Origin of the sequence: Streptomyces canus, assembly GCF_001514145.1 — a bacterium.
GTDB classification, from domain to species: domain Bacteria; phylum Actinomycetota; class Actinomycetes; order Streptomycetales; family Streptomycetaceae; genus Streptomyces; species Streptomyces canus.
On sequence record NZ_KQ948668.1, the window covers coordinates 60,834 to 81,293 of the forward strand.

Sequence of the window (20,460 nt, forward strand, 5' to 3'; positions counted from 1 at the left end):
GTCTGACGCGTTCAAACTTAAAAGTCTGACTTTTACGGGGGAAGGTCGCCGTGTGTCAGCCTGTGGTGAAAGTGGGACACGGAACGCTCCAGGCAGGCGGCGCGACAAGGACATGGCGGACAGAACAACCCAAGGTTCCATCCTTGGCGGAGACGGTGACGGCGGAGTGGACGGGATCAGAACGTTCCCCTTCCCCATAGAGCTGAGCGTGGGCGGCGTCGGCATGCAGGTCGGCGCGATGGGCACCGGCCGCACCTGGCACGCGGACGCCCCGCTGGAGCGGGTGCACCGCATCGACTTCCATGTCGTGATGCTCTTCAACGGCGGTCCCGTGCGCCACATGATCGACTTCGCAGAGTACGAGGCGACGGGGGGCGACCTGCTGTGGATCCGGCCGGGCCAGGTCCACCGCTTCTCGCCGACGAGCGAGTACCGCGGAACCGTGCTGACCATGCAACCGGGCTTCCTGCCCCGGGCGACAGTGGAGGCAACGGGGCTCTACCGCTACGACCTGCCGCCGCTACTGCGGCCCTCCGGCGCCCAGTTGGCGGGCCTTGAGGCCGCACTGGAACAGCTGCAACGCGAGTACGAGGACACCTCGACCCTCCCGCTGAGCCTGCACACCTCGGTCCTGCGGCACTCGTTGACGGCGTTTCTGCTGCGCCTGGCCCACCTCGCGGCGAGTTCGGCCGAGGCGGGGCGGCGGACCGAGTCGACGTTCACCCTGTTCCGGGACGCGGTGGAGAAGGGCTTCGCCACGAACCACAGTGTCAGCGCGTACGCCGACGCGCTGGGCTACTCCCGCCGGACCCTGGTGCGTGCGGTGCGCGCCGCCACCGGGGAGACCCCCAAGGGGTTCATCGACAAGCGGGTCGTGCTGGAGGCGAAGCGGCTGCTCGCCCACACGGACATGCCGATCGGGCGGGTGGGGGCGGCGGTGGGGTTTCCCGACGCCGCGAACTTCTCCAAGTTCTTCCATCAGCACACCGACATGACGCCGGCGGCGTTCCGGACGGAACTTCTCTAGGAGTGCACCGAATGGCCCGACTGCGAGACATCGTCTTCGACTGCGCCCATCCCGCCGCCACTGCGCGGTTCTGGGCGGCGGCGATGGACGGGTATGCCGTCGCCCCGTACGACGAGGAGGAGTTGGCCCGGCTGAGGTCCCTAGGGATCACGGACGTCGAAGACGACCCGACCGTGCTCGTCGAGTCCTCGCGGGGCGGGCCCCGGCTGTGGTTCCAGCTGGTGCCGGAGGGCAAGAGCGTCAAGAACCGGGTCCACCTGGACCTTTCCGCCGCGGACAGGGAAGCGGAGGCCGAGCGGCTCGTCGGGCTCGGTGCGACGGTCCGGGACCGGTACGCGGACCACCTGATGCTGGTCGATCCCGAGGGGAACGAGTTCTGTCTCATCGGCGAGGCCTGACGACATCCCGGCGAACCGCGCCCGCCCGATGGTCACTTGACTCGCGCTTTGCTGTGCGTGACCTGTGCGTGGGGTGATCTTTGCCCGGCGGAACCCACGGTTCGCCCTGCCTTCACGCGGACCCGGCCGAAGGCTCCTAGGGTTGCGGCGCCGCTCCCCCCGAACGTCCGTCACCTCTGTCCGGAGGACAGTCATGGCCGCCGTCAAGGCACCGCAGCGCAACCGACGTTCCCTCTCCGCACTCGCCGGAGCCGTCGCCCTCACCGCCACCTCGATCGGCGTGTGGGCCGCAACGGCCTCCACCGCCGAGGCAGCCGCTCTCCCCACCCCCGACCACGTCGTGGTCGTGGTGATGGAGAACCACGCCTACTCGCAGGTCATCGGCAGCTCCAGCGCCCCCTACCTCAACAACACCCTCAAGGCGGGTGGCGCCGACCTCACCCAGTCCTACGGCCTCACCCACCCCAGCGAGCCGAACTACTACATGCTCTTCTCCGGCTCCAACCAGGGCCGCACCGACGACAGTTGTGTCAGCGTCGGTTCCATCAACAAGCCCAACCTCGCCCCCGAGCTGATCGCGGCGGGCAAGACCTGGACCAGCTGCTACCGGGATTCATTCGCAGTGCTCCGGGGTCCACCCCGGTGGTGAAGCGAATCTTACGCCTGCGACGCGAAGCGTCGCGGTGTCGTTCCGGCGGAGCCGGACTGTGTGGCGGTGACGGTGAAGGTTCGCTCGCATGTTCGCGATGGCGGTGCTTGTTCGGCGTGCCTAGTGTGACGTCATGCAGCTCCGGTACTCGTTTCGCGTGTACCCGGATGCCGGTCAGCGGATCGCGTTGGCGAGGGCGTTCGGGTGTGCCCGTGTCGTGTTCAACGACGCGGTGCGGGCCCGTGAGGATGCCCGGAAGGCCGGCCGGCCCTTCCCGAAGGCGGGAGAGTTGTCCACCCGTCTGATCACCGAGGCGAAACGGACGGTGGAGCGGTCCTGGCTGGGTGAAGTGTCCGCGGTTGTGCTCCAGCAGTCCCTGCGGGACGCCGAGGCCGCCTACCGCAACTTTTTCGCGTCCCTCAAGGGCACCCGCAAGGGCCCGAAGCTGGGTGCGCCCCGGTTCAAGTCCCGCAAGGATGCCCGGCAGTCGATCCGGTTCACGGCCAACGCCCGCTGGAACATCACCGACAGCGGCCGGTTGAACCTGCCGAAGATCGGGGCGGTGAAGGTGAAGTGGTCCCGCGTGCTGCCCGCCACGCCCACCTCCGTCACCGTGGTCAAGGACAGCGCGGGCAGGTTTTTCGCCTCGTTCGTCATCGAGACCGACCCCGCCGCCGACGCCGCGCGGATGCCTGCCACCGACCAGAGCATCGGCATCGACCTCGGCCTCACCACCTTCGCCGTCCTGTCCACCGGCGAGAAGATCGACTCACCCCGGTTCCTGCGCCGCGCGGAGAAGAAACTCAAGCGCGCCCAGCGCGAGCTGTCCCGCAAAAAGAAGGGGTCGAAGAACCGCGAGAAGGCCCGTCTCAAGGTCGCCCGCGCCCATGCCAAGGTCACCGACGCCCGCAAAGAGTTCCACCATCAGCTCTCCACCCGGCTGATCTCCGAGAACCAAGGAATCGCAGTGGAGAGCCTGTCGGTGACAGGACTCGCGCGTACCCGGCTGGCCAAGTCCGTCCACGACGCGGGCTGGACGGCGTTCGTGAACATGCTGGAATACAAGGCGGAACGGTACGGGCGTACCCTGATCAAGATCGGCCGGTTCGAGCCGACCAGCCAGACCTGCTCCACCTGCGGAGTCAAGGACGGTCCCAAGCCCCTGAACATCCGCCAATGGACCTGTACCGCCTGCGGCACCCTCCACGACCGGGACCACAACGCCGCACTCAACGTCAAACAGGCCGCCGGACTGGCGGTAACAGCCTGCGGAGCGTCGGTAAGACCAGGAGCGATCCCGGCACAGCGCGAAGAAACAGGAAGCCATGGATTCCCCACCGGAAACCATGCCGCGTAGCGGCACGGCAACCGGTAGAGAAGGCCAGAATCCTCACCCTTCAGGGCGAGGAGCATGTCAAAACGAGTCGCTGCCCAGGCACAAGGCAGTGGCAGCCACCAGGCCAGGGTTCGACGACCTGTAACAGCGGCAACACGTGCCGACCAGCACCACAAAGACCTTCGCGCAGTTCCCGACGGACTACACCACCCTGCCGAAGGTCTCCTCCGTCACCCCGAACCTGTGCAGCGACATGCACGACTGCTCGGTCTCCACGGGCGACACCTGGATCAAGAACAACCTGCGTGGCTACGCCACCGGGGCCAAGACCCACCCCGCATCCTCGCCGTCAGCTTCGACGAGGACAACAAGCTCTCCGGCAACCGCATCCCCACCCTGTTCTACGGGCAGTACGTCGCCCCCGGCAGCTCCAGCTCCACGACCTACAACCATTACAACGTGCTGTCCACGGTGGAAGACCTGGCCCGCCGTCGTCCCGGACATCCGTCCGGGGCGGCAGCCGACCGCGGTGCCCTTGACTGTGCTGGCCCCGGGCGCGGTCAGCCTGATCACGGACGTCTCCTCGGAGATGGTCACGGCCGTCCTGCCGCTGTACGTGGTCGCGGGCCTCGGCCTCCCCGGCGACTACGGCTCCGACCTGTGGGCCGTCCGCGCCGACGGCACCGGCACGGCCCGCCGCCTGATGACCTCCGCGGTCGCCCCCGCCTACCTGGGGTGACAGAACGCCGCCCCGCGAGAGCGCACAGGCCTCGCGGGGCGGCGTCAACACACCGGTCAGTGACCGAAGTTGAACCAGTTCACGTTCACGAAGTCGGCCGGCTGGCCGCTGGTGAAGGTCAGATACACGTTGTGGGTGCCGGTGACGGAGCTCATGTTCGCCGGGACCGTTCTCCAGGACTGCCAGCCGCCCGTGTTGGCGATCGAGAAGCTGCCGACCGGAGTGGCGCTACGGCTGTCCAGGCGCACCTCGACCAGACCGCTGACGCCGCCCGCCGCGCCGCTCGCCACCCGCGCGACGAACTGAGTCGCCGCCGTGGAGCCGAAGTTGACGTTCTGGTACAGCGCCCAGTCACCGTTCGCGAGCGAGCCGATGTCCTGGCCGCCACCGGTGTCCGTCGTGGCCTCGGCGCTCACGCCGCTCTGGCTGTTGTACGACTCCGCCTGGATGGTGCCGTAGGCGTCGACGCCGCCCGTGGGCGGAGGCGTGGTACCGCTCCCACTCGCCGACAGCACCTGGACGTAGTCGACGGTCATGGGCACGCCGGACTGGGTGCCGGAGTCGAGGCCGCCGCCGAACGCGTCCGGGAAGGCGCCGCCCATCGCCACGTTGAGGATGAGGAAGAAGCCGTGGCCCGTGGCGTTGGCCCAGGTCGTCGCGTCCACCTGGCTCGCGTTGACCGAGTGGAACTGGGTGCCGTCGACGAGGAAGCGGATCGTCTCGGGGCTCACCGAGCGGTCCCACTCCATGGTGTAGGTGTGGAACGCCGACTGGCAGGTCGAGCCCGGACAGGCGACGTTGTTGCCGATGCCCGTCGTCTCGTTGCAGGGGCCGCCCGGGTTGGTGCCGCAGTGCATCGTGGCCCACACGCGGTTCATGCCCTGGACGTTCTCCATGATGTCCAGCTCACCGACGCCCGGCCAGTTCTGGTAGTTGCCGCGATAGGGCGCGCCCAGTGCCCAGAACGCCGGCCAGTAGCCCTCGGCCGCGGTGCCGGTGACGTTGGGCATCTGGATGCGCGCCTCGACGCGCAGCTTGCCGCCGGACGGGGGCTGGAAGTCGGTGCGGTTGGTCTCGATACGGCCCGAGGTCCAGTTGCCTGCCGAGTCGCGGAGGGGCGTGATGCGCAGGTTGCCGTTGCCGTCCAGCGCCACGTTGCTGGTGCTGTTGGTCATCGTCTCGACCTCGCCGGTGCCCCAGTGCGCGGGGCCGCCCGGATAGGAAGTGCCGGTCGCGTACTGCCAGTTGGAGGTGTTGACGCCGGTCCCGGCGGAGCCGTTGAAGTCGTCGAGGAAGACCTGCGACCAGCCCGTGGGAGGTGTGGGGGCGGAGGCGTCGGCGGGGAGGGTCGCGGCCGTCGCGAGGGCGGCTGCCAGACCGAGGGTGCTCAGCACGGCGACGAGGGCTCGCCGCCGTCTGGGTATGCCGGAGGTTTCACTCATGGGGGTGCTGCCTCTCGAGTACGGAGTGGGGGTGCGAGTGCGGGGGTGCCCTTCGAGCGCGTTCTGAGAGCGCTCTCAAAGTGCGCCCAATGTGCTCTCGGCCACTCCGGCCGTCAAGAGGTGAAACAGTGAAAGTCGCTTCGGCGCAGGTGAGTTCACCCAGTGAAGGGTGCGGATCGGCGCCGTACGCCTCGGTCACCGCCGAGGCGTCGGCCCGCACGTCCGCGTCAGGCCCTGGCGGCGAGTGGCCGCCAGGCGTTCCAGGTGTCCAGCCGCCGGCGGTAGGCCGCTTCCACGACCGGATAGGGGTAGGTGCCCAGGAACAGGCGCAGGGGCGGCTCGTCCGTGTCGACCAGTTCGAGGATGACCTCGGCGGTGGTCTGCGGATCCTGGGGCGCCCGGGCGCCGGCACCGGCCCGGCGGGCCTCCCGGATCGGCTCGTAGGCGGCGAGGGGCTCGGCGTGCACCGCGGAGGAGCCGGACCAGTCGGTGCCGTAGGGGCCGGGTTCGACGAGCGTGACGCGCACGCCGAGCGGGCCGACCTCCTGGGCGAGCGCCTCGCTCATGCCCTCCAGCGCCCACTTGGAGGCGTTGTAGAGCCCCAGGGACGGAAAGGCGGCCAGGCCGCCGATGCTGGACACCTGCAGGATGTGCCCGCCGCGCTGGGCGCGCAGAAGAGGCAGGGCCGCCTGTGTCACCCACAGTGGGCCGAGGACGTTCGTGTCCAGTTGGGCGCGGGCCTGTTCCTCGGTGGTCTCCTCGACCATCCCGAACAGGCCGTAGCCCGCGTTGTTGACGACCACGTCGAGGCGGCCGAAGGCGTCGGCGGCACGCTGGACGGCGGCGAAGGCGGCCGCCCGGTCGGTGACGTCGAGGGCGAGGGGCAGGACGCTGTCCCCGTGGGCGTCGACGAGAGGCTCGAGGGACTCGGGGCGGCGGGCGGTGGCGGCCACCCGGTCGCCTCGGGAGAGTGCGGCCTCCGCCCAGATCCGGCCGAAGCCGCGGGACGCGCCGGTGATGAACCAGGTCTTCTTCATGCCCTCGACCCTGCGCCTCCCACCGGACGGCAGCCAGCACCCCCGCAGGGTTACCCTTTCGGCCATGGCGGCCGGCAACGCGCTCGGAGAGTTCCTGAAGGCCCGGCGGGGACGGGTCCCGCCCTCGCGCGCGGATCTGCCCGCGCACGGAAGACGCCGGGTCGCCGGACTGCGCCGGGACGAGCTGGCCCGGCTGGCGGGCATCAGCGAGCCGTATCTGACCCGGCTCGAACAGGGCGTGGACCAGCATCCTTCGCCGCAGGTGCTGCGGGCGCTCGCGCGGGCGCTGGAACTGGACGCCGACACCCGCGCGCATCTGTTCGCGCTCGCCGCCCCGGATCCCGTACGGGCCGCGGAGACCGAAGTCGCCCCGGATCTGCACCAGTTGCTCGACGCGTGGGCGGGCACGCCGGCGTATGTGCGCAACCGGCGGTTCGAGGTGCTGGCCGCCAACAAGTGGGCCCGTGCGCTCGCGCCGATGTACGAGCCCGGGCACAACCTGGTCCGGGACATGTTCCTCGATCCCGCGGCCCGCCGGCTGTTCCCCGCCTGGCCGGAGATCGCCGCGCAGACCGTCGCGGCCCTGCGCGCCGAGGCCGACCCGCGCGACCCCGTGACCGCGCGACTCGTGGCCGAGCTGGAGAGCGACGAGGACTTCCGCCACCTGTGGGCGCGGTACGACGCGCGGCCCTCCCGCGACGAGCTGAAACGGTTCGCGCACCCGCACGTCGGGGAGCTCGCCCTGCGTCGGCAGGCGCTCACCGTCGGGGGCGCCGAGCAACAGGTGATCATCGTCTACCAGGCGGTGCCCTCGAGCCCCTCCGCCGAAGCCCTCGCCAGATTGCTCTGACGCCGTTCAGAGCGCGCTGCCCGCCTTCCAGTCCGACCACGACAGGTTCCAGCCGTTGAGCCCGTTCGACGGTTCCACGGTCTTCTCGCCGGAGTTCTTCACGATCACGACATCGCCGAGCAGGGAGCTCTCGTAGAACTTGTAGCCGTCCACGGAGCTGTCGTTCGCGCCCTTGGCGTCGTGCAGGCCGACACAGCCGTGGCTGGTGTTCCGGCTGCCGAACACCGAGGTGGCCGCCCAGTAGTTGCCGTGCACGAAGGTGCCGGAGGTGGTCAGGCGCTGGGCGTGCGGGACGTCGGAGATGTCGTACTCGTCGCCGAGGCCGACCGTCGAGGACTCCATGCGGGTCTGCTTGAACCGCTCGCTGATCACCATGATCCCGGACCAGGTGGTGTGGTCGGAGTCGCCGCCGGAGACGGGGTACGTGGCGATCGTCTCGCCGTCCCTCTTCACCACCATCTCCTTGGTGGACAGGTCGACCGTGCTGATCTGCTCGCGGCCGATGTGGAAGGTGACGTCCTTGGACTGCACGCCGTAGACCCCGGCGGATCCTTGAACGTCCTTGAGCCGCAGGCCGAGCGTGATCTTCGTGCCGGCCGCCCAGTAGGTCTCGGGCCGGAAGTCGAGCCGGGTGTCGTTGAACCAGTGGCCCACGATCTCGACCGCGGGTTCGGCGGTCACCGTGATCGCCTTCTGGACGGCGGCCCTGTCGGACACGGCGTGCGAGAAGTTGAGGGAGACGGGCATGCCGACGCCGGAGGTGGTGTTCGCCTCGGGGGTGAAGTAACCCACGAACGTCTCGCCGGGGGACTTCGTGGTGAAGGTCGCCGTCTTCGCGGTGCCGTCCTGTGCGGTGACCGCGACCGTGTACTTGGTGCCCGAGTACGGGTTCGTCGTCGAAGTCCAGGTGGTCTTCGCGTCGTTGAGCGATCCGGCCAGCGTGGAGCCGTCGTTGCCGGTCACCTTCACGGAGGCCAGGGTGCCGTCGGTCACGGTGACCTCGACGGGACCGGCGAAGTCGGCCTTCCTGGTCCCGTCGGCGGGGGTGACCGTGATGGCCGCCTTCTTCGCGGCCGCTCGGGCGGACGCGGTCGACGTCCCCTCCGAGGCGTCCGCGGATCCACTGCAGCCCGTCAGGACGACGGCCGCCGGCACGGCACCCAGGGCGGCGAGCATCCCGCGCCGGGACCACCTCTCCGGCTGTCGCCCGGACCGGTTCGATATGTGCGGGACGCCCACGGCACACCTTCCTGAGATATCCACCTTTGCGGGGCATCGTGCGCCTCGTACCTGGGTTGATCCTTTGAAACGGGGGGTGACTGTCTGAGATTCCGGTGAGGAGTCGCTGAGGCCGCGCGCGAGGCGCCCGGGGCTCGCCTGGAGCGCCCGGGCACTGTCCGCCGCAGCCGTCAGACCTTCGTCGTCACCGACGGCTCGGCCGCAGCCCCCTCCCGCAGCCCGAACCGGTCGTGCACCCTGCGCAGCGGCCCGGGCGCCCACCAGGCGTGTCGGCCGAGCAGTGCCATGGTCGCCGGGACCAGCAGCATCCGTACGACCGTCGCGTCGATCAGCACCGCCAGGGTCAGACCGAGGCCGATCTGGAGGATGGGGGAGAACCCGCCGGTCATGAAGGCGCCGAACACGACCGCGAGGAGCAGGGCGGCGCAGGTGACGACCCGCCCGGAGCGGCGCAGCCCGGTCACCACGGCCTCGTGGTCGTCCCCGGTGCGCAGCCGGCTCTCCCGCATCCGGGCCAGGATGAACAGCTCGTAGTCCATGGCGAGCCCGAACGCGATCGACACGATCAGCGGCGGTGCGGTCAGGCTCAGCGCGCCCAGCCCCTCGCCGCCGAGCAGCCCGGCCCCGTGGCCGTCCTGGAAGACCCACACCACCACGCCGAGCGCCGCGCCCAGACTGAGCAGGGTGGTCGCGATCGTGCGCAGCGGGATCAGCACCGAGCCGGTGAAGGCGAACAGCAGGACGAAGATGCCGGCCAGGACGGTCAGGGCCGCCCACGGCGCCCGGTCGGCGAGCATCGCGCGGAAGTCGACCAGCCGGGCCGCGACCCCGGTCACCTCGACGGGCTCGTCACCGCGTACGTCCCGTACCCGCTCGACGAGGCCGGTGGCCGCCTTGCCGTCCACGGTGCCGGGCGGCTGCAGTTCCACGACGGTGTTGCCGCCCGGCAGTTCACGGGACTCCGAGTCCGGGACCAGGGCGCGGATGCGGTCGAGGGTCGCGGTGTCGGTGCCGGGCTTCAGGACGACGATCACGGGGGAGACGCCGGTGCCCTTCGGGAAGTGCGCGTCGACGGTGTCGTACAACTGCCGTGCCTCGGTACCGGAAGGCAGTTGCCGGGCGTCACCGATGGAGATCCGCATGCCGGTCACGGGCAGGGCGAGGAGCAGCAGGGCCGGGACGACGGTGACCAGGACGGCGATCCGGCGGCGCCGCGCCAAGCGGGCGAGGCGGGCGAAGACCCGGCCCTCCTCGTCCAGGGAGCGTGCCTTCGAGGGCCGGATCCTCCCCCCGAACTTCGTGAGCAGCGCGGGCAGCAGCGTGACCGCGGCCAGCATGTCGACCACGACGACGGCGGCGACGGCCAGGCCCATGCTGCGCAGGAACACGCTCGGGAAGACCAGCAGGCCGGTCAGGCTGACGGCCACGGTGAGCCCGGAGAACAGCACGGTCCGGCCGGCCGCGTCGACCGTGCGGTGCACGGCCTCGACCAGGTCTTCGGTGGACTCGGTGCGCCGTCGTTCCTCGCGGAAGCGGACCAGCATCAACAGGGCGTAGTCGATGGCGAGTCCGAGGCCCAGCATGGTGGTGACCTGGATCGCGTACACCGAGATGTCGGTGACCTGGCTGAAGGCGAACAGTCCCAGGAAGGCACCCGCGATCCCGCTCACCGCGATCACCAGCGGCAGCGCGGCGGCGCGCAGTCCGCCGAACACGACGAGCAGCAGGGCGAGGACGACCGGCAGGGAGATCAACTCGGCGTTCTTCACATCCTCCTGGGCGCGCTCACCGAGTTGTCGCCCGAGCAGTTCGCCGCCGCTGACGTGGACGTCGGGTGCGTCGATCCGCTTGATGGTCTCGACGGCCGAGTCCGTCGCCTCCTCCTCGGCCTCGTCGCTCAGGCCGCCCTCGAAGGTGACCGGGACGACGAGGGCCTGCCCGTCGCGGGCGGTGAGACCGGGCGTGGTGTACGGGTCCGGTACATCGGCCACCCCGGCGATCCTCCGGACCTCGGCGACGGTCCGCTCGACCTGGGCGCGCAGGGCGGCGTCGGAGACCGGCTCGCCCGCGACGACCGCGGTGACGGACTCGCCGGTCGGGTCCACGCCGGAGAGATAGTCGTCGGCCATGTCGGACTCGGTGCCGGGCACGTCGGGCACGTCGTCGGAGAGGTCGGCGAAGACGCCCGTCCCGAGGCCGAAGCCCAGCAGCAGGAAGGCGGCCCAGAGGCCGATGACGGTCAGCGGGCGGCGAGTCGCTGCCCGGGCGAGGGTGGAGAGCACGGTCGCCTCCCGGCGGGTCGAGGAGTGATACCGCCCCCAGATTCGTGCCGCGGGCGTGATCACCGGATCGCCGGAGCGGGCGGTTTCCGGGACTCCGCCGTACGGGTGAGACAGGGTGCTCCCTCACTCCTCGGAGGGAGGAATCTCCGGTACCGGTCGCGGGGTTGACCGAGCAGACACCATCGAGGAGGCCGTATGTCCGAGGTACCACCCCCCGTCCGTGAACTCCGGCTCGTCGTCACGGCGGAGGACTACGACGAGGCGCTGCGCTTCTACCGGGACGTCCTCGGACTGCCCGAACGGGCCGCGTTCTCCTCACCCGACGGGCGGGTCACCATTCTGGAGGCGGGGCGGGCGACGCTGGAGCTGACGGACCCGAACCACGCGGCGTTCATCGACGAGGTCGAGGTGGGGCGGCGGGTCGCGGGACACATCCGCGTGGCGTTCGAGGTGGACGACTCGGCTCTCACCACGGCCAGGCTGGCGGAGGCCGGAGCGGAGGTGGTCGCCGAGCCGACCCGTACGCCGTGGAACTCGCTGAACTCCCGCCTGGAAGCGCCTGGTTCGCTTCAGCTGACCCTCTTCACCGAGCTCGGGGACTAGGGGGAACCCGGCGCCACCAGACCCGTCTCGTACGCGCAGATCACCGCCTGCACCCGGTCCCGCAGGCCGAGCTTGCTCAGGACGTTGCTGACATGGGTCTTGACCGTGTGCTCGCTGACGAACAGCGTCGTCGCGATCTCCGCGTTGGACAGGCCCCGCGCCAGCATCCGCAGGGTCTCCACCTCGCGGGCCGTCAGGACGTCCAGGCGGTCCGGGGTGGCCCCGGTGGCGGCCTCCTCGCGGCGGCGGCGCACGATGTCCGCGACCAGGCGGCGGGTGATGGCCGGCGCGAGCAGGGAGTCGCCGCCCGCCACCACGCGGACCGCGTGCACGAGATCGTCCCGGCGCACGTCCTTGAGGAGGAAGCCGCTGGCCCCCGCGTAGAGCGCGTCGTACACGTACTCGTCGAGGTCGAAGGTGGTCAGCATGACCACCTTGCAGCTCGACTGCGCGCACACCCGCCGGGCCGCCTCCAGGCCGTCCATGACCGGCATCCGGATGTCGAGGAGCAGCACGTCGGGGGTGTGCCGGCGCACCGCGTCGACCGCCTCGGCGCCGTCCCCGGCCTCGGCGACCACCTTGATGTCCTGCTGCGCCTCCAGGATCATGCTGAAGCCGCTGCGAACCAGTTCCTGGTCGTCGGCGACGACCACCCGGATGCTCACCCGAGGGCCGCTTCCCGGTCCGCGCCGGCGGGCAGTCGTACGACGACCCGGAAGCCCCCCTCCGGACCCGTCCCGGTCTCCGCGCTGCCCCCGCAGGCGGCCGCCCGCTCCCTGAGGCCGATCAGTCCGTGCCCGCCGTCCGAGCGGGCCGGTCCGCTGCCGTCGTCGGTCACCGTGAGGGTCAACTCGTCCTCCGCCCAGTCGAGTTCCACCTGTGCGCAGGAAGCGTACGCGTGCTTCACCGTGTTGGTCAGGGCCTCCTGCACCGCGCGATAGGCGGCGACCTCGGTGTCCGGGGGGAGAGGGCGCGGCCGGCCCCGTACGGTCAACGCGACGTGCAGCCGCGTCGAGTCGGAGACCTGCCGGACCAGGCCGGGCAGTCCGGCGAGGTCCGGCTGGGGCAGCCTGGCGGCACCACCACGGCGCTCCTCCTCCTTCAACACCCCCAGGATGCGCCGCAGTTGGGCCATCGCGTCCCGTCCGCTGGCCGCGATCGCGTCGAACGCCGCCTCGGCGCGGTCCGGATCACTGCGCACCACGACCGGGCCCGCCTCCGCCTGGACGACCATCAGGCTCACCGCGTGCGCGAGGATGTCGTGCATGTCCCGGGCGATCCGGGACCGTTCCTGGGCGATGGCCCGCGCGGTCTCCGCGGCCCGCTCCCGCTCCAGCCTGCTGGCCCGGTCCTCGACGGCGGCGGTGTACGCGCGCTGGACGCGGGCCAGTACGCCGAGGCCGTAGGCACAGATCATGCCGGTGAGGTGGAAGGCGTACTCGAAGGGCTCGGAGTGCTCCTTGTGCTGCATGGTCAGCACGGCCCCGAGCAGCCAGCTCGCCAGCATCGTGCGGCGCTGCCAGGGCAGGCCCTGGGCGGCCATCGTGTAGAGGACCACGAAGCCGCCGTAGAGCACGTCGGGCGGTGGCGCGTGGTAGTAGGCCATCGCCGTGGTGGCCGCCGAGACCGCCAGGGCGCACACGTAGGGGGAGCGGCGCCGCCAGACGAGGGGGACGGCGGTGGCGGCCCCCAGCAGCCAGCCCACCAGGCTCAGACGGTCGTCCCCCTCGTCCGGGAACATCCACTGCAGGGACGCGGCGAACAGCACCAGCACGGCGAGTGCGCTGTCGACGACGTACGGGTTCGTCGTCCTCAGGCGGGTCACGACGGGGGCGTACCAGGACCGGGCATCGGACATGAGCGGCTCCTCGGGGCCGGGGCCGTTCCAGTATCACGACGCCGACGCGGCCGGGTCCTCACCGGTGAGAGGGATATCCGGCACCCGATCGGGGCGGGACGGTGGGCTGCCAGCCCAGTGCCCGCGAGATCCCGAGCGCCGCGAGCCGTACCGCGGGGATCAACGCCGGCACCTGGGCGTCGGCCTGGGGCACCACCACCGACACGGCCGCGACCACCTTCCCGTCGGGTCCGCACACGGGGGCGGCCACCGAGAGGGCGTCGTCGGTGACCTGACGGCTGCTCACCGCGACGCCGGTGCGCCGGACCTCGGCGAGCACCCGGCGCAGTTTCGCCGGCTCGGTGATCGTGTACGGCGTGAACACGGCGAGCGGGGTCGCGCAGTACTCCTCCTGCTCCCACGGCTCGCAGTGCGCCAGCAGCACCAGGCCGACCCCGGTGGCGTGCAGCGGCCAGCGCGCCCCCACCCGGATGTGCACGCCGACCGACGAACGCCCCGCGATCCACTCGATGTAGACGACGTCCGAGCCGTCGCGCACCGCCAACTGCACGTTCTCGTGGGTGGCTTCGTACAGGTCCTCCAGATACGGCAGTGCCAGCTGTCTGAGCGCGACCCCGCGCGGCGCGAGCGCGGCGACCTCCCACAGCCTGAGCCCGACGTGGTAGACGCCGGCGTCGTCCCGCTCCAGAGCGCCCCAGTCGGTCAGCGCGCCCACCAGCCGGTGGGTGGTGGTCAGGGTCAGCCCCGCACGCCGGCTGATGTCGGTCAGGGACAGCGCCGGGTGCTCGTGGTCGAAGGCGGCGAGCACGGACAGCAGCCGGTCCGGCGCCGAGCGCAAGGTCATGGCTGGTCGGCGACCCTCAGCAGGAGCGCCTGGAGTGTCTCGCGCTCGGCGGGGTCGAGCGGGGCGAGCAGGTCGTTGGTCACCCGTAGGCCGGCCTCGTCGGTGCCGCGCAGGAAGGCGCGGCCTTCCTCGGTGAGCACGACGATCTTGCTGCGGCGGTCGTCGGGGGAGGGGCGGCGCTCGGTCAGGCCCAGTTTCTCCAGGTCGTCGACCAGGCCGACGATCGCGCTGGGGTCGTAGCCGAGCCGGGTGCTCAGCTCCCGCTGGAGGGCGCCCGCGGACCCGGCGAGATAGCGCAGCACCGCGTAGTGGCGCAGTCGCAGCCCCGACTCCTGGAGGAACGTGTTGAACAGCTGACCCGAGCGCAGGCCCAGGCGGTACAGCAGATAACCGGTGTCCGCGTGCAGCCCGCGCATCCACGGCTCCTCCGAGTCGATGGGCTTCGGGGTGACGTGCTGGCGTGTGATGGCGGGCTCCTCGGGCTCGGTGTGTCAGGGAGATTCCAGCATGACGCACCCGAAGGTCTCCAACAACTATTGACGTCACCAATTATTGCTCTTAGCTTCGATCTCGTAGCCGCACCCCATGTGAACCCATGAAGGGACCCGCTCGTGTCCAGCATCGATCTCTCCGGCAAGGTCGCCGTCGTCACCGGCAGCGGCCGGGGCCTCGGCCTCGCCTACGCGCACGCCCTCGCCGCCCACGGCGCCTCCGTGGTGGTCAACGACGTCGACGAGGCGGTCGCCGAGCAGGCCGTGAAGTCCATCGTGGCGGCTGGCGGCACCGCCGTCGCCGAGGTGGTCCCGGTCGGCACCACCGAGGCCGCCGAGCGGCTGGTGGGCCGGGCGGTGGAGGAGTTCGGACGGCTCGACATCCTGGTCACCAACGCGGGCATCCTGCGTGACAAGGTGCTGTGGAAGATGACCGACGACGACTTCGACGCGGTGATCACGACCCACCTCAAGGGCACCTTCACCTGCGCCCGCGCCGCCGCGGTCCGCATGCGCGAGCAGGGCGAGGGCGGCTCCCTGATCCTGGTCGGCTCCCCGGCCGGGCAGCGCGGCAACTTCGGACAGACGAACTACGCCGCCGCCAAGGCCGGCATCGCCGCCTTCGCCCGCACCTGGTCCATGGAACTGGGCCGCGCCGGCATCACCGTCAACGCGATCGTGCCGGTCGCGGCCACCGCGATGACCGAGACCATCCCCGCCTTCGCCCCGTACATCGAGGCCATGAGGAACGGCGAGCCGCTCCCGGACTTCCTCCGCAAGGGCGAGGGCTTCGGCACCCCCGAGGACTGCGCGGCCCTGGTCCCCTTCCTCGCCTCCGAGGCCGCCCGGGGCATCACCGGGCAGGCCATCGGCATCGGCGGCGACAAGGTGGCACTCTGGTCCCATCCGCAGGAGATCAGGGCGGCCTACGCCGACGGCGGCTGGACCCCCGACACCCTGGCCGACGCCTTCCCGACGTCGGTGGGCGCCGAGCTCCAGACGGTCGGCATCCCGGCACCGAAGCTTCCGGAGGCGTGATGGACCTCTCCATGAACGTCGAGGACCTGGTCGCGATCGATGTCCACACCCACGCGGAGGTGTCCTCCAAGGGGCACTCGTCCCTGGACGACGACCTGCACGACGCCTCCTCGGCCTACTTCAAGGTCGAGGGCAAGCGGAAGCCGACCTTGGAGGAGACCGCCGCCTACTACCGCGAGCGGAAGATGGCCGCCGTGATCTTCACGGTGGACGCCGAGTCCGCGACCGGCACGGCGCCGGTCCCGAACGAGGAGGTCGCCGAAGCCGCGGCCGCCAACTCCGACATCCTCATCCCCTTCGCCTCCATCGACCCCTTCCGCGGCAAGGCGGGCGTCAAGCAGGCCCGCCGCCTGGTCGAGGAGTACGGGGTGAGGGGCTTCAAGTTCCACCCCAGCATCCAGGGCTTCTTCCCCAACGACCGCTCGGTGGCCTATGCCCTCTACGAGGTCATCGAGGAGACCGGCACCGTCGCCCTCTTCCACACCGGCCAGACCGGCATCGGCGCGGGCGTCCCCGGCGGAGGCGGTATCCGCCTCAAGTACTCGAACCCGCTCCACGTGGACGACGTGGCGGCCGACTTCCCGCACCTGAAGATCATCCTGGCGCACCCGTCCTTCCCCTGGCAGGACGAGGCCCTCGCCGTCGCCACACACAAGCCGGGCGTGCACATCGACCTGTCCGGCTGGTCGCCGAAGTACTTCCCGCCGCAGCTCGTGCAGTACGCGAACACCCTGCTCAAGGACAAGGTTCTCTTCGGCTCCGACTTCCCCGTCCTCACCCCCGACCGCTGGCTCGCCGACTTCGAGAAGCTGTCGATCAAGGACGAGGTGAAGCCGAAGATCCTCAAGGAGAACGCCGCCCGTCTGCTCGGGCTCACCAAGCCATAAGGGGCCTCAGATGCGCAACGAGGGACTGGGCTCATGGCCCGCACGCCGGGCCCGCAAGACCCCGCACCGCACCGCCCTGATCCACGGCGACACCACGTTCACGTACGCCCAACTGCACACCCGCGTCACCCGCCTCGCGCACGCCCTGCGCGCCCGCGGCATCCGGCGCGGCGACCGCGTCGCCTACCTCGGCCCCAACCACCCCTCCTACCTGGAGACGCTGTTCGCGGCCGGCTCGCTGGGCGCGGTCTTCGTCCCCCTCAACACCCGCCTCGCCGGACCGGAGATCGGCTACCAGCTGTCCGACTCCGGGGCCAGGGCACTGATCTACGGCCCCTCGCACGCGGGGCTCGTCGCCGGCCTGCCGGGCAGCACCGATGTTCGTACGTATGTCGAAGTCGGCGCCGAATACGAGCGGTTGCTCGCCGAGTCGGCGGCGGAACCGATCGACGAGCCGGTCACCGCCGACGACACCTGCATCATCATGTACACCTCGGGCACGACCGGCCGTCCCAAGGGCGCCATGCTCACCCACGGCAACCTGACCTGGAACGCGATCAACGTCCTCGTCGACACCGACCTGATCGCCGACGAACGCGCCCTGGTCTCCGCGCCGTTGTTCCACACGGCCGGCCTGAACATGCTGACGCTGCCCGTGCTCCTGAAGGGCGGCACCTGCGTCCTGGTGGAGGCCTTCGAACCGAACGCGACCTTCGATCTGATCGAGCAGCACCGGATCACCTTCATGTTCGGGGTGCCGACGATGTTCGAGCAGGTGGCGAGGCACCCGCGCTGGGCGGACGCGGACCTGTCCTCCCTGCGGATCCTGACCTGCGGCGGCTCCCCGGTGTCGACCCCCCTGATCGCCGCCTACCAGGAGCGCGGGCTCACCTTCCTCCAGGGCTACGGCATGACCGAGGCCTCACCCGGGACCCTGTTCCTGGATGCCGAGCACGCCATCAGCAAGGCGGGTTCGGCGGGCGTGCCGCACTTCTTCAGCGATGTCCGGGTCGTACGGCCGGACCTGGCGCCCGTCGACGTCGGCGAGACCGGTGAGGTCGTGCTCCGGGGGCCTCACGTCATGCCCGGCTACTGGGGGCTGCCCGAGGAGACCGCCGCCTCCTTCGCGGACGGCTGGTTCCGCAGCGGGGACGCGGCCCGCGTCGACGAGGACGGATACGTCTTCATCGTCGACCGCATCAAGGACATGATCATCTCCGGCGGCGAGAACATCTACCCCGCCGAGATCGAGGACCTGCTCCTCGGCCATCCGGACATCGCCGAGTGCGCGGTCATCGGTGTCCCGGACGACAAGTGGGGCGAGGTGCCGCGGGCGGTCGTCGTGCCGCGCGAGGGCGCCACGCCCGACCCCGACGAGGTCCTGGCCTCCCTGGGCGGACGGCTCGCCAAGTACAAGATCCCCAAGTCGGTGGTGATCGCGGACGGACTCCCGCGCACCGCCTCCGGAAAGCTCCTCAAGTCCCGGGTGCGCAAGCGCTTCGGCTCCCACTCTTAAGTAAGGACAGCTACATGAGCGTCACCGTCAACGGCCTCGACGAACTGAAGAAGCTCGCCGGCAGCGACCTCGGCACCAGCGAGTGGATCGAGGTCACCCAGGAGCGCATCAACACGTTCGCCGACGCCACGGGCGACCACCAGTGGATCCACGTGGACCCCGAGAAGGCGGCGGCAGGCCCCTTCGGCGCGCCCATCGCGCACGGCTACCTCACCCTCTCGCTGTTCATCCCGCTCTTCACCGAACTGCTGGACGTCCAGGGCGTCACCACGAAGGTCAACTACGGCCTGAACAAGGTCCGTTTCCCCTCGCCGGTGAAGGTGGGCTCGCGCATCCGCCTCGTCGCCAAGCTCACCGACGTCGAGGAGGTGCCGGGCGGTGTGCAGGTCACCGTCGACGGGGCGGTGGAGATCGAGGGCGGGGCCAAGCCGGCCGCGGTGCTGCAGAGCCTGTCGCGCTTCTACGCCTGACGGCAGGAGTACACGGCCGTCGACAGAGCGCACACTCCGGGCGGATCATCTCCGCCCGGAGTGTGCCCTTCGTCAGGCGCCCGCCACGTCGACGAAGACGGGGTTGGAATAGAACCACGTGTCCGCCCACGGGTCACCGTCGCCGGGCTCGTGCGGAATCGGACCGTGCGGATCGACCGAGGCGCCGAGATACCCCGTACCGTGCCGCTTGCCGTCACTCCCGCGCAGCCGGACGTAGAAGGACTCGTCCCCGGCCGTCAGCGGGATGCGCAGGGTGTACGTCCCCTTCCGGCCGGACACGTCCTTCGTCTGTACGACCCTGGTGTCGGGCGCCTTCCAGCCGTCACGGTCGCTCACCGGACCCCGTACCGCGCCCCGGATCACGTCCACGTGTGCCAGCTCCGGCAGGATTCCCTGCGGGTTGGTCCGGGAGGCGCTGGTGACGGTGACGTACAGCGTGATCCGCTCGCCCTTGCGGACCCGCAGCCGGCCGCCCAGCGTGACCCCGCGGCCCGCGTCACAGTCCCGCTTCACGCGGACGTCGAGTCCGTCGAGCAGATGCCCGTGGTCCAGCCAGACCCGGCCCGCGCGCAGGCCTGCCATCACCGCGCGGTAGCCGTAGCGGGTCACGCCGACGTGGGTGCGGCTGAACTCGCCCGGCCAGAAGTCGCTGCCGGGCTGCGGGGTGTCGGTGTTCACCGGGTCGGGCAGCTTGCCGGTGTTGTCGAAGTTCTGGCCGGCCGGCCAGTCGCCGTTCTTCCACGTGTCGAAGACGGTGCGGTGGTTGTCGGAGTTCGTGGTGATCGAGAACAGGCTGCCTTCTGCCAGCATCGAGTCCCACAGCCCGCCGACGGTCGCCGTCGCCCAGTCGAAGCCGCCGTACGTCAGATACGCGTCCGTCGGATAGCCCGACCACGACTGCGCCGACGGCTTGTTCTCGTACTCGCCGCGGATCGAGGTGGCCCCGCGCCAGCCGGGGAGCGCCGCGCCCTGTGCGCCCGGGGCGCCCTCCATGCCGATCATGATCTCGGGGGCGGCGTCGCGCCAGCCGCGCATCTCGTGCGGGGAGTCGATGCCGAGCCGCAGGGGGTGGTTGGCGATCACGAGGACGTCGTCGACGTAGCCCGAACGGCGCTGTTCCGCCAGCCACTTGATCGCCTTGACGGCGTGGGCCTCGTTGCGCGCGGTGTCGGCGGCGCCCGCGGACCCCTCGGTGTAGCCCAGGAGCTTGCCGTCGTAGGCGAGCTCGAACTGCGTGAGCAGGTCGGTCTCGTGCGGGCCGGGGGCCGCGAACACCGTGCAGTGCTCGGCGGCCGGGATGTACCACTCCAGGCCCTGGAAGATCAGCTGGCGCGGGTTCTCCGCGCGGGCCTTGACGATCTCCGCGTGCTCCATCTTGGCGCCGTAGTAGGCGTGTCCGAAGTTGGAGTGCTCGTTGAACACCATCCAGTCGAGGCCGTACCTGGCGGCGGCCTGCGCCTGCTGGGAGAACGTGTACTTGGCGTCGTGGCTGTACACGGAGTGGACGTGGTGGTCGCCCACCAGGTAGGCGAGGCGCGGGTCGTCGCCGCCGAAGCCCCGCTTCTCGGAGGAGGCGAACGCGGGGGTCGCCGCCGAGCCGAGGGCGAACGCGGCGCCGAACAGGCCGGCGCGGCGCAGGAGTCCGCGTCTCGACACGCCTTGTGCGTCGAGGTCGGCGGGGTTGACGGAGGGGTCGGCCCAGGAGGGCAGTTGCTGCTCGTGCATGGTGATTC

18 protein-coding genes and 3 pseudogenes are annotated in these 20,460 nt (G+C 70.4%); 12 read left to right on the forward strand and 9 right to left on the reverse strand.

Going from position 1 to position 20,460, the window contains the following annotated elements:
• The first annotated feature begins 112 nt into the window (after positions 1 to 112).
• From AQJ46_RS34400 to AQJ46_RS56605, 6 genes and pseudogenes are all read left to right on the forward strand, one after another.
• Entirely contained in the window at positions 113 to 1,027 is a 915-nt protein-coding gene (locus AQJ46_RS34400; protein ID WP_059209281.1) for a helix-turn-helix transcriptional regulator, read from the forward strand.
• A gap of 11 nt (positions 1,028 to 1,038) precedes the next feature.
• Complete coding sequence (locus AQJ46_RS34405; protein ID WP_059209282.1) at positions 1,039 to 1,425, forward strand: VOC family protein; 387 nt, start codon at positions 1,039 to 1,041, stop codon at positions 1,423 to 1,425.
• A gap of 193 nt (positions 1,426 to 1,618) precedes the next feature.
• A pseudogene (locus tag AQJ46_RS34410) lies at positions 1,619 to 2,026 on the forward strand (acid phosphatase); the annotation flags it as partial.
• 181 nt (positions 2,027 to 2,207) lie between these two features.
• Positions 2,208 to 3,431 (forward strand): RNA-guided endonuclease InsQ/TnpB family protein, encoded by a 1,224-nt coding sequence (locus tag AQJ46_RS34415; protein ID WP_059209283.1) that lies wholly within the window; start codon positions 2,208 to 2,210, stop codon positions 3,429 to 3,431.
• Positions 3,432 to 3,529: 98 nt separating this feature from the next.
• A pseudogene (locus tag AQJ46_RS52775) lies at positions 3,530 to 3,896 on the forward strand (alkaline phosphatase family protein); the annotation flags it as partial.
• A 16-nt stretch (positions 3,897 to 3,912) separates the two neighbouring features.
• A pseudogene (locus AQJ46_RS56605) lies at positions 3,913 to 4,047 on the forward strand (MFS transporter); the annotation flags it as partial.
• Between the two features lie 158 nt (positions 4,048 to 4,205).
• Here AQJ46_RS56605 and AQJ46_RS34425 read toward each other — a convergent pair.
• Positions 4,206 to 5,591, reverse strand: coding sequence for a glycoside hydrolase family 16 protein (locus AQJ46_RS34425; protein WP_059209285.1), 1,386 nt, complete (start codon positions 5,589 to 5,591; stop codon positions 4,206 to 4,208).
• Between the two features lie 227 nt (positions 5,592 to 5,818).
• Positions 5,819 to 6,628 (reverse strand): SDR family oxidoreductase, encoded by an 810-nt coding sequence (locus AQJ46_RS34430; RefSeq protein ID WP_059209286.1) that lies wholly within the window; start codon positions 6,626 to 6,628, stop codon positions 5,819 to 5,821.
• A 64-nt stretch (positions 6,629 to 6,692) separates the two neighbouring features.
• On the opposite strand from AQJ46_RS34430, the gene AQJ46_RS34435 reads away from it, so the two are divergent.
• Entirely contained in the window at positions 6,693 to 7,478 is a 786-nt protein-coding gene (locus AQJ46_RS34435; RefSeq protein WP_059209287.1) for a helix-turn-helix domain-containing protein, read from the forward strand.
• 6 nt (positions 7,479 to 7,484) lie between these two features.
• Here AQJ46_RS34435 and AQJ46_RS34440 read toward each other — a convergent pair whose 3' ends face one another.
• Positions 7,485 to 8,717 (reverse strand): L,D-transpeptidase, encoded by a 1,233-nt coding sequence (locus tag AQJ46_RS34440; protein WP_059209288.1) that lies wholly within the window; start codon positions 8,715 to 8,717, stop codon positions 7,485 to 7,487.
• A gap of 170 nt (positions 8,718 to 8,887) precedes the next feature.
• Positions 8,888 to 10,999 (reverse strand): MMPL family transporter, encoded by a 2,112-nt coding sequence (locus AQJ46_RS34445; RefSeq protein WP_059209289.1) that lies wholly within the window; start codon positions 10,997 to 10,999, stop codon positions 8,888 to 8,890.
• Between the two features lie 195 nt (positions 11,000 to 11,194).
• Here AQJ46_RS34445 and AQJ46_RS34450 point away from each other — a divergent pair, with 195 nt between their 5' ends.
• Positions 11,195 to 11,602, forward strand: a complete 408-nt coding sequence (locus AQJ46_RS34450; RefSeq protein WP_059209290.1) for a VOC family protein — start codon at positions 11,195 to 11,197, stop codon at positions 11,600 to 11,602.
• On the opposite strand, the gene AQJ46_RS34455 is transcribed toward AQJ46_RS34450, so the two are convergent.
• The 4 genes from AQJ46_RS34455 to AQJ46_RS34470 are packed head-to-tail and all read right to left on the reverse strand — an operon-like array spanning position 11,599 to position 14,720.
• Positions 11,599 to 12,267, reverse strand: a complete 669-nt coding sequence (locus AQJ46_RS34455) for a response regulator (protein ID WP_059209291.1) — start codon at positions 12,265 to 12,267, stop codon at positions 11,599 to 11,601. The two genes, AQJ46_RS34450 and AQJ46_RS34455, sit on opposite strands and share 4 nt — an antisense overlap.
• Positions 12,264 to 13,460: a sensor histidine kinase gene (locus AQJ46_RS34460; protein ID WP_059209292.1), complete on the reverse strand. Its 1,197-nt coding sequence runs from the start codon at positions 13,458 to 13,460 to the stop codon at positions 12,264 to 12,266. Before AQJ46_RS34460 ends, AQJ46_RS34455 begins: the two co-directional genes overlap by 4 nt.
• Before the next feature lie 58 nt (positions 13,461 to 13,518).
• Entirely contained in the window at positions 13,519 to 14,304 is a 786-nt protein-coding gene (locus AQJ46_RS34465) for an IclR family transcriptional regulator (protein WP_059209293.1), read from the reverse strand.
• Positions 14,301 to 14,720, reverse strand: a complete 420-nt coding sequence (locus tag AQJ46_RS34470; protein WP_059209294.1) for a MarR family winged helix-turn-helix transcriptional regulator — start codon at positions 14,718 to 14,720, stop codon at positions 14,301 to 14,303. The genes AQJ46_RS34465 and AQJ46_RS34470 overlap by 4 nt, the downstream gene beginning before the upstream one ends.
• 195 nt (positions 14,721 to 14,915) lie before the next feature.
• Between AQJ46_RS34470 and AQJ46_RS34475 the strand changes: the two genes are divergently transcribed.
• From AQJ46_RS34475 to AQJ46_RS34490, 4 genes are read left to right on the forward strand one after another with little or no spacing between them, the layout of a single operon-like run.
• Positions 14,916 to 15,833 carry an SDR family NAD(P)-dependent oxidoreductase gene (locus tag AQJ46_RS34475; RefSeq protein ID WP_057612704.1) on the forward strand — a complete coding sequence of 306 codons (918 nt, stop codon included), beginning with the start codon at positions 14,916 to 14,918 and terminating at the stop codon, positions 15,831 to 15,833.
• Positions 15,834 to 15,844: 11 nt separating this feature from the next.
• The gene (locus tag AQJ46_RS34480; protein ID WP_059209473.1) at positions 15,845 to 16,720 is read left to right on the forward strand and encodes an amidohydrolase family protein; all 876 of its coding nucleotides are present in this window, start codon (positions 15,845 to 15,847) and stop codon (positions 16,718 to 16,720) included.
• A 10-nt stretch (positions 16,721 to 16,730) separates the two neighbouring features.
• Complete coding sequence (locus AQJ46_RS34485; protein WP_059209295.1) at positions 16,731 to 18,236, forward strand: acyl-CoA synthetase; 1,506 nt, start codon at positions 16,731 to 16,733, stop codon at positions 18,234 to 18,236.
• Between the two features lie 14 nt (positions 18,237 to 18,250).
• Positions 18,251 to 18,706: a MaoC family dehydratase gene (locus AQJ46_RS34490; RefSeq protein WP_057612706.1), complete on the forward strand. Its 456-nt coding sequence runs from the start codon at positions 18,251 to 18,253 to the stop codon at positions 18,704 to 18,706.
• A gap of 72 nt (positions 18,707 to 18,778) precedes the next feature.
• On the opposite strand, the gene AQJ46_RS34495 is transcribed toward AQJ46_RS34490, so the two are convergent.
• Entirely contained in the window at positions 18,779 to 20,452 is a 1,674-nt protein-coding gene (locus AQJ46_RS34495; RefSeq protein WP_059209296.1) for a PHP domain-containing protein, read from the reverse strand.
• Positions 20,453 to 20,460: the final 8 nt, after the last annotated feature.

What these genes read in the sequence shown, in the direction of transcription:
- AQJ46_RS34415 (WP_059209283.1), top strand. Translation starts at nt 2,208, where the DNA reads ATGCAGCTCCGGTACTCGTTTCGCGTGTACCCGGATGCCGGTCAGCGG.
- AQJ46_RS34495 (WP_059209296.1), bottom strand. Translation starts at nt 20,452, where the DNA reads ATGCACGAGCAGCAACTGCCCTCCTGGGCCGACCCCTCCGTCAACCCC.
- AQJ46_RS34460 (WP_059209292.1), bottom strand. Translation starts at nt 13,460, where the DNA reads ATGTCCGATGCCCGGTCCTGGTACGCCCCCGTCGTGACCCGCCTGAGG.
- AQJ46_RS34430 (WP_059209286.1), bottom strand. Translation starts at nt 6,628, where the DNA reads ATGAAGAAGACCTGGTTCATCACCGGCGCGTCCCGCGGCTTCGGCCGG.
- AQJ46_RS34470 (WP_059209294.1), bottom strand. Translation starts at nt 14,720, where the DNA reads ATGCGCGGGCTGCACGCGGACACCGGTTATCTGCTGTACCGCCTGGGC.
- AQJ46_RS34490 (WP_057612706.1), top strand. Translation starts at nt 18,251, where the DNA reads ATGAGCGTCACCGTCAACGGCCTCGACGAACTGAAGAAGCTCGCCGGC.
- AQJ46_RS34400 (WP_059209281.1), top strand. Translation starts at nt 113, where the DNA reads ATGGCGGACAGAACAACCCAAGGTTCCATCCTTGGCGGAGACGGTGAC.
- AQJ46_RS34465 (WP_059209293.1), bottom strand. Translation starts at nt 14,304, where the DNA reads ATGACCTTGCGCTCGGCGCCGGACCGGCTGCTGTCCGTGCTCGCCGCC.
- AQJ46_RS34480 (WP_059209473.1), top strand. Translation starts at nt 15,845, where the DNA reads ATGAACGTCGAGGACCTGGTCGCGATCGATGTCCACACCCACGCGGAG.
- AQJ46_RS34485 (WP_059209295.1), top strand. Translation starts at nt 16,731, where the DNA reads ATGCGCAACGAGGGACTGGGCTCATGGCCCGCACGCCGGGCCCGCAAG.
- AQJ46_RS34450 (WP_059209290.1), top strand. Translation starts at nt 11,195, where the DNA reads ATGTCCGAGGTACCACCCCCCGTCCGTGAACTCCGGCTCGTCGTCACG.
- AQJ46_RS34435 (WP_059209287.1), top strand. Translation starts at nt 6,693, where the DNA reads ATGGCGGCCGGCAACGCGCTCGGAGAGTTCCTGAAGGCCCGGCGGGGA.
- AQJ46_RS34425 (WP_059209285.1), bottom strand. Translation starts at nt 5,591, where the DNA reads ATGAGTGAAACCTCCGGCATACCCAGACGGCGGCGAGCCCTCGTCGCC.
- AQJ46_RS34405 (WP_059209282.1), top strand. Translation starts at nt 1,039, where the DNA reads ATGGCCCGACTGCGAGACATCGTCTTCGACTGCGCCCATCCCGCCGCC.